12 protein-coding genes are annotated in these 12,998 nt (G+C 65.2%); 6 read left to right on the top strand and 6 right to left on the bottom strand.

The window, feature by feature from the left end; translation table 11 throughout:
• Positions 1–68 precede the first annotated feature (68 nt).
• Complete coding sequence (locus OK352_RS01300; protein WP_306387759.1) at positions 69–830, bottom strand: FadR/GntR family transcriptional regulator; 762 nt, start codon at positions 828–830, stop codon at positions 69–71.
• Positions 831–955: 125 nt separating this feature from the next.
• A complete protein-coding gene (locus OK352_RS01295) occupies positions 956–2,845 on the bottom strand; it encodes a DUF2207 domain-containing protein (protein WP_265139581.1) in 1,890 nt (629 codons plus the stop codon).
• Between the two features lie 216 nt (positions 2,846–3,061).
• Here OK352_RS01295 and OK352_RS01290 point away from each other — a divergent pair, with 216 nt between their 5' ends.
• On the top strand, positions 3,062–3,982 hold the full coding sequence (locus OK352_RS01290; RefSeq protein WP_265139580.1) for a pseudouridine synthase: 921 nt from the start codon (positions 3,062–3,064) through the stop codon (positions 3,980–3,982).
• Between the two features lie 57 nt (positions 3,983–4,039).
• Here OK352_RS01290 and OK352_RS01285 read toward each other — a convergent pair whose 3' ends face one another.
• Positions 4,040–4,552 carry a hypothetical protein gene (locus tag OK352_RS01285; RefSeq protein WP_265139579.1) on the bottom strand — a complete coding sequence of 171 codons (513 nt, stop codon included), beginning with the start codon at positions 4,550–4,552 and terminating at the stop codon, positions 4,040–4,042.
• A 137-nt stretch (positions 4,553–4,689) separates the two neighbouring features.
• Between OK352_RS01285 and OK352_RS01280 the strand changes: the two genes are divergently transcribed.
• Positions 4,690–5,430, top strand: coding sequence for an SDR family oxidoreductase (locus tag OK352_RS01280; RefSeq protein WP_265139578.1), 741 nt, complete (start codon positions 4,690–4,692; stop codon positions 5,428–5,430).
• A 47-nt stretch (positions 5,431–5,477) separates the two neighbouring features.
• On the opposite strand, the gene OK352_RS01275 is transcribed toward OK352_RS01280, so the two are convergent.
• Positions 5,478–6,314 (bottom strand): FadR/GntR family transcriptional regulator, encoded by an 837-nt coding sequence (locus OK352_RS01275; protein WP_265139577.1) that lies wholly within the window; start codon positions 6,312–6,314, stop codon positions 5,478–5,480.
• A 30-nt stretch (positions 6,315–6,344) separates the two neighbouring features.
• Positions 6,345–7,130 (bottom strand): SDR family NAD(P)-dependent oxidoreductase, encoded by a 786-nt coding sequence (locus OK352_RS01270; protein WP_265139576.1) that lies wholly within the window; start codon positions 7,128–7,130, stop codon positions 6,345–6,347.
• Between the two features lie 136 nt (positions 7,131–7,266).
• On the opposite strand from OK352_RS01270, the gene OK352_RS01265 reads away from it, so the two are divergent.
• The 4 genes from OK352_RS01265 (at position 7,267) to OK352_RS01250 (ending at position 11,444) form a co-directional block, all read left to right on the top strand.
• Positions 7,267–8,562, top strand: a complete 1,296-nt coding sequence (locus OK352_RS01265; protein ID WP_265139575.1) for an ABC transporter substrate-binding protein — start codon at positions 7,267–7,269, stop codon at positions 8,560–8,562.
• A gap of 72 nt (positions 8,563–8,634) precedes the next feature.
• Positions 8,635–9,558, top strand: coding sequence for a carbohydrate ABC transporter permease (locus OK352_RS01260; protein ID WP_265139574.1), 924 nt, complete (start codon positions 8,635–8,637; stop codon positions 9,556–9,558).
• A complete protein-coding gene (locus tag OK352_RS01255; protein ID WP_265139573.1) occupies positions 9,555–10,424 on the top strand; it encodes a carbohydrate ABC transporter permease in 870 nt (289 codons plus the stop codon). Before OK352_RS01260 ends, OK352_RS01255 begins: the two co-directional genes overlap by 4 nt.
• Before the next feature lie 3 nt (positions 10,425–10,427).
• A complete protein-coding gene (locus OK352_RS01250) occupies positions 10,428–11,444 on the top strand; it encodes a zinc-dependent alcohol dehydrogenase (protein WP_265139572.1) in 1,017 nt (338 codons plus the stop codon).
• A gap of 91 nt (positions 11,445–11,535) precedes the next feature.
• Here OK352_RS01250 and OK352_RS01245 read toward each other — a convergent pair whose 3' ends face one another.
• Positions 11,536–12,981 (bottom strand): MFS transporter, encoded by a 1,446-nt coding sequence (locus tag OK352_RS01245; RefSeq protein ID WP_265139571.1) that lies wholly within the window; start codon positions 12,979–12,981, stop codon positions 11,536–11,538.
• Between the last annotated feature and the right edge of the window lie 17 nt (positions 12,982–12,998).

Here is a 12,998-nt window from a genome sequence, read left to right as displayed (position 1 = left end):
CGTCCTTTCGACGTGGCGGTGATGAGAGGTCTGTGTGTGGCGGCTGCGGGTGTGTCGGGCCGGGGTTGTCAGGGTTCCCCGGCATCCGTGGGGCGGGCCGAGGCGCCGGTGATCCGGGGCGGGCCGTGCGCGGCGTCGCCGGAAATCTGCGCGTAATAGCCGGTGATGTGGTCGCGGATGCGTGTGCGCGCAGCATCCGGGTCGTGCGCTGTGATCGCGGCGACGACTCCCCCGTGCTCGCTGCGGAGCCGATCGACGGTGGCTGGCCAGTCCGCGATGTGCTCGCTGCCCTCGCGCACGTACGCCTCGATGGCGTCGCGTAATCCGGCCATTGTGGCGGCGACGACGGCGTTACCCGAGGCTTCCGCGAGAGCGAGGTGGAAGCGGGCATCGAGCGCGAGAAACTCGGCAGGCGCGAGGTCGTCGGCGTTCATGGCGGCGAGCATCGCATGGGCATCGGCGAGATCCGGATGCTGTTGGCGCGCCAGATCCTCGGCGACCGAACTCTCGAGAACGAGCCGGGTCGAGACGATGTCGGCGAGGGCGAAGCCTTTCGCTGCGACCTGCAGGCGCAGCAGGGCTGACATGCCGCCGCGCGGTGTCGCCACGATGATCGCGCCGGCGGTGGGGCCTGATCCCGTGGCTGTGCGGATGAGCCCCAGCACCTCGAGCACGCGCAGCGCCTCACGGACGCTGGAGCGCCCGACACCGAGTTCTGCGGCCAGGGCGCGCTCCCCGGGGAGCCGGTCGCCGGGCACGAGGCTGCCGTCAAGCAGCGCTGACTCCACGTGTGCGAGCACCGTCTGCCAAGCGCGCTGGTCATCAGCCACGGGGCCTCCTCGTCACGATCATGTGGTCAGACCACTATGGTCTGACCACAGAATATCACCTCCGGCCGGGGGGATGCAGTCGAAAGTGCAGAGAGGACGCTGGCGAGGGGCCAGAGCGGCCGAGGTCACACGCCTCCGCCGCCGCCACCCCCGCCTCCTCCACCGGCGGATCCGCCGCCGCTGGAGCCGCCGGTACTTGACGAGGCGCTGACGGCGCTCGTTGACAGAGTGGAGATGCCGTTCGAGAACGCCGCAGCGCTGAAGCCTGCCGCTCCGTAGTACCAACTCGGTGACGTCTCACCCGTGTACCCGTAGAGAACGACAAGCTGGTCGGCCCACTGTTTCTCCTGCCCGAAGATCACGGCGAACGGCAAGAGCCTCTCGTAGAGATGCAGCACCTGGCGCGGGTCGTTGACGTCGATGCGGCGGCGTTCGGCACCGCTGGGCGATTGCAGCATCCGGATGCGGTCGGCCTCTGCCCAGGCGATGAATTCCTTGAGTCCCGCGAGGTGGTCGCGCAACTCGGCACCGGCTGGCGAGAGCGGCCTGTGCGCCAGGAACCCAACACACACGGCAAAGGCGAGAATCGCCGTGGAGAACAGCAGAACAGGAAGTGCCGCGTCCACGCTCAGCGACAGGGACACCGCACCCATGCCGATCGATGCGAGCATCAGCACAAAACCGCCCGCCAAGGTGGTCAGGCTCGGGCCAGGGCGTGTGGTGCGCCACAGGCCGCGGGCTCTCAGAGCTGACCTGGCCCAGACGAGCATGCCCTGCGCCATCTTCGAGAACCGCTTGTCGGTGCGGCCGAACTCGAACACCGCGCCGGGCGGCTGCCCGTTGAAGAGCCCCTGCAGCAGCATCACGCCATCGGCGTCGGCCCGCGACGGGTCGACAAGCTGCGCTTGCAGCCGGGAACCGCCGAAGAGCTTGCGCTTGCCCTCGAGAATCCGGATGCTGCCGCTTACCGCCTGCTCGAGCACCTCAGCCGGAATGCCCTTGTCGTTCTTGCCGAGGAAGACGGCTGCCTGCAGAGCGTCGATGCCCCGTGGCGGTTCGTACTCGGCGATGACGGTGGGCCGCCCCGGGGAGTCCTTGAGCGAGCGCGTGCGAATGATGATCGCCGGGATCAGCATGATGAGCGCGCCAAGCGTCGCCAGCAGCTGCAGCCACCCCCAGGGGCGTGCAAAGAACGAGGTGTCGTACAGCGTGAAGGTTCCGGCATCGAATCCGACGGAGATCGTCATCGTTTCATACGGTGCGAGCGGGCCCCCGGATGCTGTCACGGCAGCTGACCCGTCAGCATCCGTCGTCGCTGAGATTGAGCACGAGCCCGTGCCGCCCTGCGCGCCCTGATAGCAGGACTGCTCACCCGTGAGAGCATCCGCGAGATCGGCGGGAACATGCAGTGTCGCGTTGACGGAGCCGAACTTCTGCGGCCAGTCGACGCCGTTGACGTCCCAGTAAAACTCGTCGGCGCCGGTGCCGTCGAAGGTCCATGTCACGTTGTGGAGCTCGTACGTGAACACGAACGTCTGTGGTCCGTGCAAGTAGTCGCCCGAGCGCGACGTCATCTGGAACGTGTCGTCTTCAGAGTCCGTCTCTGCCGGCCGCGCACTGCCGTTCTCGTCGGTGATGGAGATGAGCTCGGGCTGCAACGGCTGGCCGTTGTAGGTGTTGGGGATGCTGCGACGCATGCCGTGATTCTGGTCGATGTCTGGGAACACCGCCGTGAACTCCTCGACCACGTGCAGCGTGCTGGCACCGTCGTCATCGCGTCCGATCGTGTAGTCGGCGTTGAGCGTAGTGAACTCGAAGTCGTCCACACCCGAGCCGACCGGGCCGAGCGCTTCGACGCTCGTACCTGGCTCCGCCGCACCTGCGCCGTCTCCTGCTCCCGACACGTAGCCGGCCACGCTTTCGGAAGCAACGGCCGCTGGCCCCGTCAGAATTGCGCTCATCAGGAACGCAGCCCCCACTGCAGTCGCGCTCGCTGCGCGTGTGATTCTCCCCATGCGCTGGAGTCTATCGACGAGGTCTGGCTCTCGCGATGGAGACGAGTCCCCTGTGTGTCCCGGTCGGAGTGCATCAGCCATCGGGCGCTTCACCCTCATTCGCGAGAGTCATGTGGCTTACGCAAACCGGACGTGGGGCTGGTCGTGCCGTACCGTTTTTCCCGGCGGGCGAAAGGTGAAAAGGAGAGACGCAGGCCAGGCGGGTACCCTCGATGGGTGCCGGTCTCGCCTCTTCCTCAACGCCACGGGCTGGATGCTGCGTGGGTGCGAACCCCACGCGAACGGCGCTGGAAGACCATGCGGCAGTTCCTCGTCGAGCGGCTGCCGAAACTGACGCCGGAGCGCATCGACGAGATGCTCGCCAACGGCGAGTTTGCGGGCGACGACGCTCTGCCGCTCCCGGCAGACGCCGTCTACACGCCGCATACGTTCGTCTGGTTCCACCGTGACCTGCGCGACGAAGTTGAAGTGCCATTCGAGATCACTGTGTTGCATCGCGATGAGCGCATCGTCGTGATCGACAAACCGCATTTCCTCTCGACGATCCCGCGCGGTCGGCACGTGACCCAGAGTGTCGTCGTCAAGGCCAGGCGGATGCTGGACATGCCGCAGCTCGTCCCCGCGCACCGGCTCGATCGCGTCACTGCAGGGGTACTGCTGCTCACCGCCTCACGGGAATGGCGCGGTGCGTATCAGACGATGTTCGATCGTCGCGAGGTCGAGAAGGAGTACGAGGCGATCGCCGGGGCTCCCGGTGACTGTCAGCTGCCGACGACAGTGCGCAGTCACATCCTGAAGATCCATGGGGAAATGCGTGCGTATGAGCTGCCGGATCGCGAGCCGAACGCTGAGACCCGCATTGAGCTGATCGAGCAGAAGAACGGCTTGGGCCGCTACCGCGCGATTCCGCACACGGGCAAGACTCACCAGATCCGTCTGCACATGAACGACATCGGTCTGCCGATCGTCAACGACCCGTTCTATCCCGACGTCATCGATACGCCGATCGACGATTTTTCGTCGCCACTGCAGCTGCTGGCGAGAACGCTCCGCTTCGTCGACCCGGTTGACGGCACGACACGTGAGTTCCAGAGCCAACGGAGTCTGGCTGAGTGGGACACGGCCTTGGAGGGCTGACGCGCGCAGTTCGCAAGTGCGCAGAATGCGACAGCCGACCGGTGTGGCGGACAGCGATCATTCCGCGAAGGGGTTGGCGCTAGGCACCCACGGGGTGTCGTTATCGTGGTCTTCGCCGTACGCGGTCGGAACGACGACCTGCCCCGGGTAGATAGTGCTGCGGCAGTCGAAACCCGGCTCTCCGTCAATGGTCTCGAGCTGCCACCAGCGGCGGTCGAAGCGGTCGCAGATGACACTGGCGACGTCACCCAAGACCACCTGGTAGTACCAGTAGCCAGCGTCGTCTTGCCTAGCCTCGCCCGAGGCACCCTCGCGGGCGCCCAGGTCCGTGATCTCGGCGGGGTCGAACTCGTCTGAGGCAGCGTCGTCGGCGTCATCAGAGGCGTCATTCGGGGCGGGAACCTCGGTCGGCTCGGCGATCTCGGTCGGTGTCGGGCGTGCGGCAGCGTCGTCACCGCCGGCTCCCTGAGAACCGCCTTCGGCGTCGCCAGACGAGCATCCGGCGATAACGAACGCGAGCCCGAGCGACAGCGCGCATGCCAGCATCCGTGTGGGCCTCGAGCGTGTCATGCCGGGGACTCTACCAGCCGCGTCGTGCTCGCCATGGGAGCACCGCGGGCTGACGGGGAGCCGAAGGTGCGAAGACGCGGGGCCCGAGCGGCGCGCAGTAGGGTGTCCGTAGTTGTCGCAGAGACCGGGAGGCACGTGTGGGCACAGCGAACACGGTGACGTGGATCATTGGCGCGAGTTCGGGAGTGGGCGCCTCGAGTGCGGTGGCGCTCGCCGATTCTGGGCGCACTCTCGTGCTCAGCGGGCGGCGCGCTGAGGCGCTCGAGGGCGTGCGTGCGACGGTCGAGGATGCGGGCGGAACAGCACTCGTCGTGCCCATGGATGCTACGGACGACGCGTCGACCCGCGCGGCGTTCGACCGCATCGGCGCCGAGGCCGGTGTCGTCTCCGAGGTTGTCTTCTGCGCCGGAATGAATGTGCCGAAGCGGCACTGGGATGCGCTGGAGATCCCCGAGTTTCAGGCGGTCGTCGAGACGAACCTGACCTCCGTTGCGCGGGGGATCGCCGCCGTGCTGCCGGGCATGCGCGCGGCCGGTGACGGGCGCGTCGTCGTGATCTCGTCGTGGGCGGGCTGGGCGTACGGGCGAGGCGCTGGCGTCGCATACTCGGCGAGCAAGACGGGGCTGCTGTCTCTGACAGAGTCGCTCAACGATCAAGAGAGCGCGAACGGCATCAGCGCAACGGTGATCTGCCCCGGCGACATCGATACGGAGTTCGTGGACAAACGGCCGACGGTTCCGGATGCTGCGGCACGCACACGCATGCTCAGCCCCGATGACGTGGCGCGCGCCGTCGCCTTCGTGCTCGAATCCCCGGCCGACGTCTGTGTCAACGAGCTGGTGATCTCCCCCGTGCACAGCCACTCCTACGGCAAGTGACGACGGGGCGGCGGGATGCTGCGGGGAATCGCACCTCGCCGAGGCCGTCAGTCAGCGGTAGCGTTCGGCGTGCTTCCGCCAGCGCCACCTCGTGAGGCCAGCAGGTTCTCGACTTCAGCGATGGTCGCGAACATGATCGCGTTCACGGCTTTCTGCGCAGCATCCGGGTCTTTGCGTGCGAGGGCCTCGGCCAACTCAACGTGACGGCCCGCCGACGCGGAGTCGAGGCTTTGCGCTGTCGAGTACGATCGCGAGGCGTTACTGCCGCGAATGTGCAGTGCCGTCGAGACGGTGTCGGCGAACTGCCCGATCACCGCGTTGCCCGTACCCTCGAGCATCAGGCGGTGTAGATCGGCATCTGCCATAAAGAACGTGTGCGGGTCGCGCTCTTCGTACGCTCGCTGCATCGCGTGCCCGGCTCGGACGGCCGCTTCCCGGTCGTCATCGCTCATGCGCAGAGCCGCAAAGTGTGCAGCCGCATGCTCGATGCCGAGCCGCAGCTCGAGAAGCTCATACATCTGCTGCAGGTATTCGGGCCCTTCGCCCCGCCACTGCACGACGTGGGGATTGAGCAGATCCCACTGGTCTCGAGGCTGAACTCGGGTTCCGCGCTGTGGACGTGACTCGACGAGACCCATCGAGCTGAGCGTGCGGATGCCCTCGCGCACGACCGACCGTGAGATGTCGAGCTGCTCACACACCTGCTCGGCGTAGATGATCGATCCGACGGGAAGCTCGCCGGTAACGATCTGCTGCCCGATGGCGTCGACGACGCGATCGTACAGGCCGTGTCCGCGCCGCGCGTTGAACCGCGTGCGTGGCGGGGGCAGCGGCGGCAGATCTGAGCGCCACGTGATGGCGTTCCGTGAGTCGTCGCGGCTCATATGCTGCCCTTTCGTCTCTCGGTCGCCGTCTCAGTCTGCCTGATACGCCTCGGAAGGAATCTGAGTGGCGAGTTTGCCCCCGCTGACATCGATCAGAGTGCCCGTGACGTACGACGCCTGGTCTGAGGCGAGAAAGCAGATGAGGTTCGCGATATCTGCGGTGCTGCCCCATCGCCGCAGCGTGAGCGTGTCGAGCAGCTCACTCTGTTTATCGTCAGGCAGCTCGGCGAAGTGGTTCATTTGCGTCGGGATCATCCCCGGTGCGTACGCATTCACTGTGATGTTCCACGGGCCGAGTTCGCCGGCGAGCCCGCGGGTGAAGTGCGCGACTGCGGCCTTCGATGTCGCGTAGGCGACGCTGCGCACGCGCGGCGAGATCGCGGCGAAGGATGCTGCATTGATGATGCGGCCGGAGGACTGCGCCTTCATGTACGGGGCGACGGCCTTGCACATGAGGAACGTCCCTTTGAGGTTCACATCGTGGATGAGATCCCATGTCGCCTCCTCCAGCTCGTCAATGGGGGCATCACCGACGACGCCCGCGTTGTTCACGAGGATGTCGATGCTGCCGAGAGCGTCGTGCGCCTCATTGAGCAGGGCATCGATTGCCGTGGCGTCGCGGACGTCGCAGGCATAGCCGCGCGACCGAGGGTCGATAGCCGTGAGCTCTGCGGCGACCGACTCGATGTCGGCCGGGTTCACATCACAGGCGACGACATGGACGCCTTCGTGGGCGAGAGACAGCGCGATGTCGCGGCCGATGCCGCGTCCGGCTCCCGTGATGACGGCGACTTTTCCGTTCAGGTCTATGTGCATATCGGCTCCGTTGCCCTGTGCTCTGCGCGGTCACGTTTTGATCACGCCATTGATACGTAATACTTATTGTATATACCCTAGGAGCAACGGCGCATCGGTGCCAGCCACAGTGCAAGGAAGCACAGGAGGTCAAGCAATGAAGTTTGGATCGGCAAAGCGAGTCGTGGCCCTAGCCGCGGCAGCGCTGCTCAGTGCAGGCGTTCTCACAGCCTGCAGCAGCGGCGGCGGTGATGATAGCGGGTCGAAGACCTTGAACGTTACCCTCGCCAATCACGTCTGGACAGACGTGATCAAGAAGAAGATCGGCGAGTTCGAGAAAGACTCGGGTCTCACGGTCAACATCAATCAGCTCAGCGAAGATCAGCTCGTCGACAACTACAAAGTCAAGCTCAACGCCGGATCGAGTGACGTCGACGTCATGATGTACCGGCCCCTGCAGGTCGGCAAGCTCTTCGGCCAGAGCGGGTATTTCGCGGACATCACAGACAAGGTCAATGACGCCGGCGATTGGAACTGGGATGACTTCCAGGACGGCCCTGTCGGCTTGACCACCTACGAAGACCAGGTTGTCGGCGTGCCGATGATCACCGAGAACGAGATGGTCTACTACCGCAAGGATCTGCTTGAGAAGTCGGGACTTGAGGTGCCGACGACGATGGACGAGCTGATGAACGCGGCGAAGACCATCAAGGAGGACAACGACGGTGTCGCGGGGATCGTGATGCGCAGTCAAGCGTCTGCCGCGGTGACGCAGTTCTCGGGCTTCCTCTACAGCTTCGGCGGCACGTGGGAAGACGACTCAGGTAATTCGGCAATTGCCAGCGACGAGGCGAAAGAAGCATACGCGTACTACGGCAAGCTGCTGCACGACTACGGCCCCGACCAGATCAGCACAGACATGAGCTGGCCCGAGGCCGCGGCAATCTTCGCACAGGGCGACGCCGGGTTCTGGATCGACGCATCGAGCCTCTACGAGAACGTGGTGAGCCCCGACAAGTCGAAGATCGGCGATCAGGTCGGTTTTGCTCCGTTCCCCGAAGGGCCAGCAGGCTCGAAGCCCTACAACGTGGCAGCGTGGGCCCTCGGCATCAACGCGGCGTCGCAGAATCAAGACAACGCCTGGAAGTTCATCAAGTGGGCAACGAGCCCCGAGATGACGCTGGAGATTCAGCAGGAAGGCGTCCCGAGCGCCCGCACCTCGGTGTGGGAGAACCCGGAAGGCACATCGAGCTTCCCTGAGGAGCTTGCCAAGGCCATCAACGTCAACGGTCAGAACGGCGTCGGAAACGATCGTCCGCTCGTTGTTGGTGTCGCCGAAGCTCGCGAGATCGTCGGTGCGCCGATCGTCGAGGCGATCACGGGTGGCGATTCGGATGCTGCCGCCGATGACGCGAATACGAAATTCCAGGATCTCCTGGACTCTGAGAAATAGACACCGGATGCTGGCGCTCACGGTGAGCGCCAGCATCCGCCCTTCCCTCGCCGAGACGAACGAGTGAGACGAATGACAACGACGTCGCTGAACCAGGCCTCTGGCCGGGAGCGGTTTTCGCGGTGGGTCAATGACCGCCGCAAGTGGATCTTCGCCACGCCGGCCATGGTCTTTACGGCCATCCTGATCGGATTCCCGATCGGGTGGACCCTGTATTTGAGCGTTACGGACGCCAAAGGGTCGGTGCGTGCACCCGCCGACTTCATCGGAATCGAGAACTACCTGGACGTGCTGACAGACGTCGACAGGTTCTGGCCCGCGGTGATGCGCACGGGTGTCTTCACCTTCGGCGCGCTCGCCGTCGAGCTGGTCGCCGGAATGGCGATTGCGCTTCTGCTGTGGCGGCCGTTCAAGGCGCAGCGCTGGGTGCGCGTGGCCATTCTGCTGCCGTTCGTCGCAACGCCCGTGGCGATCGCGATGATGTGGCGACTGATCTTCGACCCGAACATCGGCTTCGCGAACCGCGTGCTCAGCTGGGTCGGCATACCGCCGCAACCCTGGTTCTCCGAACCCGCGACGACGCTTCCCACTCTGATGTTCGTCGACATCTGGGAATTCACCCCGATGATCGCGATCATTCTGCTGGCCGGGCTGACGTCTCTCTCGGACGAACCGGATGAAGCAGCGCGCATCGATGGCGCGGGAGCGTGGCAGCGATTCTGGTACATCACGCTGCCGCTGCTGCGGCCCGTTGTTCTCGTGGCCGTGCTGCTGCGTTCGATTGACGCCCTGAAGACCTTCGACCTCCTCTATGTGGTGAAAGGTCAGGGCGGCGGCTCGTTCCACGAGGCAGAGACCCTGAATATCTACGTGTACGGCCTCAGCTTCAAGTACAACGACTTCGGGACAGCATCCGCGGTTCTGATCATCTTCTTCCTGATGATCCTCGTGGTGATGTGGTTACTGACCTTCAGGCGAAAGGGGGCGAAGCTGTGAGCGCGACACTGCAGACCCGCAGCACTGCCGAGATCGGGAAGCCCCGGCGACCGGCTCGGGCAAAGGCTTACAGCGCATTCCGCGGCACGATGATCGTGCTGGTCGTGCTGACGTTCCTCGTGCCCCTCGCCTGGATGGTGATGGCGTCGTTCAAGACGAACGTCGACATTCACGACACGACGAAGTCGTTCATCTTCACACCGATCCTCGACAACTATTCTCACGTGCTCGGCAACGACGCGTACCTCAACTTCGTGTGGAACAGCTTCTGGGTGGCGTTCTGTGCGACGGGGATCTCACTGCTGATCGGGGTGCCGGCCGCGTACTCGATGAGCCGCTTCAACATGCAGAAGTCGGCGTTGCTCGTTCTTCTCGCGCGCATCATCCCCGGCGTGAGTCTGCTGGTGCCGTGGTACTACGTGTTCGCGAACCTCGGCTGGATCGGCGGCTACGGGGTGCTGATCATCTCGCACATGTTCATCCTCATCCCGATCAGCGTGTACATCATGATGTCGTTCTTCGACTCGATGCCGATCGAGCTGGAAGAGGCGTCGCTCGTCGACGGGCTCACGCCGATCGGCGCGTTCCTGCGCATCCTGCTGCCCCTGTCTGTGCCGGGCATTGCGACGGCCGGCATCCTGTCGTTCATCTTCTCGTGGAACAACTTCATGTTCGCCCTGGTTCTGTCGGGGTCGAACACAAAGACGCTGCCGGTCGCGGTGTTCGACTTCGTGTCGTACGCGAGCATCGACTGGGGTTCCATCATGGCCGCCGCGTGCATCATGACGCTGCCGATCATCGTGGTCGCCCTGTTCGCGCAGAAGTACATCGTGTCGGGCCTCACGGCCGGCGCGACGAAAGGGTAGCGGATGCTGTCACGCATGAACGCCGTGATGAAGACCGCGCCGGGCGAGGCAGGGGTCGGCCTGCACGAGGTCGACGTGCCCGAGCCCGCACCTGGCCAGGCGCGGATCCGCGTGACGGCGACCGGCGTGTGCGGCACCGACATCCACATCGCCCGCGATGAGTACGGTTACGAGGCACCCGTCGTGATGGGGCACGAGATCCTCGGCGAGGTGGATGCGGTCGGCGAGGGTGCCGACGAGAGCTGGGTGTCGCGGCGTGTGGCGACCGAGACCTACTTCAGCACGTGCGGTCGCTGCGCTGCGTGCCGTGACGGCCGCATCAATCTGTGCCCCAGCCGCCGCTCGATCGGATCATACGAGAACGGCGGATTCGCCCCGTTTGTCGTTGTTCCGGTGGAAAATCTGCATGCCGTTTCCCCGGTCGACGAAAGCTCGGATGCTGGCATCGGCGCGGTCCTCGCCGAGCCTCTCGCGTGCGTTGCGCACTGCCTGTGCGATCCACCCGTGATCTCAGCGGGAGACGAGGTTCTCGTTGTGGGCCCGGGTGCGATGGGCCAGCTGAGCGCCCAGGTCGCTCGGGCAGAAGGCGGGGTCGTGACGCTTGCCGGTCTGCCGAAAGACGCGGAGCGCCTGAACGTTGCTCGCCAACTGGGGTTTCGCACGACGACCGAGCGACCGGATGCTGACAGCTACGACGTCGTGATCGAGGCGTCGGGAAGCGCTCCGGGAGCGGAACTGGCTTTCGCCGCGGCGCGGCGGGCCGGGCGATACGTTCAGGTGGGCATCTTCGGGCGCGACGTTCCGATGCCGTTTGACGCTGTGCTGTACAAAGAGCTCACAGTGACGAGCGGCTTCGCATCGACACCAGCATCCTGGCGCCGCGCGATGACGCTCATCGAGACCGGTGCCGTGACGCTCGACCCCCTCGTGACGGAGCGCGTCCCGCTCGGTGACTGGCAGCGTGCATTCGAGAACATCCGCGCGGGCCGAGGCATCAAGACGGTCATTGTTCCCGACTGAGCCCATGAGGGCTCTGCCCTGACACGGCAGTCCCGCATCCGCCGCGATAGGAGCGGCGGGTGCGGGAGCCGAGGCGTGGGCTCTCGCCGATTCAGGGTGCGGTCGACGAGAGATGGCTGGGCGTCGATCGATATGCCGTCGCCACAAGGGCGCCAGCGAGCGTGAGCACCGCAGTGCCGACAAACAGCCAAGAGAAACCGGCGGTGAGTGCCTCGGGAGCAGCAACACCGGCTTCGGCGAGAGCGGCCGTGCGAGTGGCGGCCAGTGTCGAGAGCGCCGCGAGCCCGAGCGCACCGCCGATCTGCTGGCTCGTGTTCACGAGTCCACCGGCGAGTCCGGCCTCGCCGCCCTGCACACCGTCGACCGCGAGCTGGGTCGCCGTCACGAATGCGCCGCCGATGCCGAGCCCGATGAGGACCGTCGGGGCGAGAATCTGTGTCAGGAACACTGCGTCTGACGGAGCAAAGGCGAGCCAGACGAGCCCCGCGGCGAGCACGAGAAGTGACGTGATGAGAGTGGGCTTCGCGCCGATTCGCGTGATCGCGCCCGGCGCGACTCCGGCCGTCACGATGAGCCCGACGGCGAGAGGAAGCTGCGAGAGCCCCGCGGTGAGAGCGCTGTAGCCGAGCACGGCCTGCATATAGACGGAAAGCGCGAAGAACAGCGCGACCATGGCGGCACCGACCAACAGCATGACGATGTTGCCGACCGACAGGCTGCGGTTGCGGAAGACACTCAGCGGCACAAGGGGAGCGACAGCCCGGCGCTCGATCAGCACAAACGTGATCGCGAGGCCGATTGCCACAACGACGAGGGCAATGGTCAGAGGGTGCACGAAGCCGATCTGCTCGACGGCGCTCAACGCACCGACGGCCGAGACAAGCGCTCCGGTAGCCGTCACGGCTCCGGGGGTGTCGAGGCGCTGCGAGGGCGAGGCCGGGTCGGGCGATACGAGCAGCGGGATGGCGATGATGACCGCAAGGCCGATTGGCACGTTCACGAAGAACACCGATTGCCAGCCGAGGGATGCCGTGAGGATGCCGCCGAGCAGCACACCTGCGGCCGACCCGATTCCGGCGACGCCTCCCCAGACACCGAGTGCTTTTGCGCGCTCAGCCGGCTGCGTGAAGAGGTGGGTGAGAAGCGCGAGCGCGGCGGGAGCGAGCAGCGCGGCCGAAGCGCCTTGCAGCACGCGTGCAGAAATCAGCATCCCGCTGGTGAACGACAAGCCGGCAAGCGCTGAGGCGAGGACGAACCCGGTGCTTCCGAGGAGGAAGATGCGGCGGTGCCCGTATCGGTCGGCGAGGCGACCGCCCAAGAGCAGAAGCCCACCGAACGGCAGCACATACGCGGTGATCACCCACGCGAGTGCGACGGTGTCCATCTGCAGCGTGGTGCCGATGACGGGGAGGGCGATGTTGACGATGGTGGCGTCGAGAACGACGAGGAACTGTGCGAGTGCGAGGAAGCCGAGTGCGAGCCAGCGTTTTTGGCTGCGCGTCGACGAAACGGTTTCGATGGTGGTCGTGTGAGACATGAGAGTGGTCCTTTCGC

Source organism: Microbacterium sp. MPKO10, from assembly GCF_026107415.2.
GTDB lineage: Bacteria > Actinomycetota > Actinomycetes > Actinomycetales > Microbacteriaceae > Paramicrobacterium.
This window is presented reverse-complemented; position numbering and strand designations above follow the sequence as displayed.

Bases quoted from the DNA above. Each gene is read 5' to 3' on its own strand.
- OK352_RS01295 (WP_265139581.1), bottom strand. From the start codon at position 2,845: ATGGGGAGAATCACACGCGCAGCGAGCGCGACTGCAGTGGGGGCTGCG.
- OK352_RS01285 (WP_265139579.1), bottom strand. From the start codon at position 4,552: ATGACACGCTCGAGGCCCACACGGATGCTGGCATGCGCGCTGTCGCTC.
- OK352_RS01275 (WP_265139577.1), bottom strand. From the start codon at position 6,314: ATGAGCCGCGACGACTCACGGAACGCCATCACGTGGCGCTCAGATCTG.
- OK352_RS01270 (WP_265139576.1), bottom strand. From the start codon at position 7,130: ATGCACATAGACCTGAACGGAAAAGTCGCCGTCATCACGGGAGCCGGA.
- OK352_RS01265 (WP_265139575.1), top strand. From the start codon at position 7,267: ATGAAGTTTGGATCGGCAAAGCGAGTCGTGGCCCTAGCCGCGGCAGCG.
- OK352_RS01260 (WP_265139574.1), top strand. From the start codon at position 8,635: ATGACAACGACGTCGCTGAACCAGGCCTCTGGCCGGGAGCGGTTTTCG.
- OK352_RS01250 (WP_265139572.1), top strand. From the start codon at position 10,428: ATGCTGTCACGCATGAACGCCGTGATGAAGACCGCGCCGGGCGAGGCA.
- OK352_RS01245 (WP_265139571.1), bottom strand. From the start codon at position 12,981: ATGTCTCACACGACCACCATCGAAACCGTTTCGTCGACGCGCAGCCAA.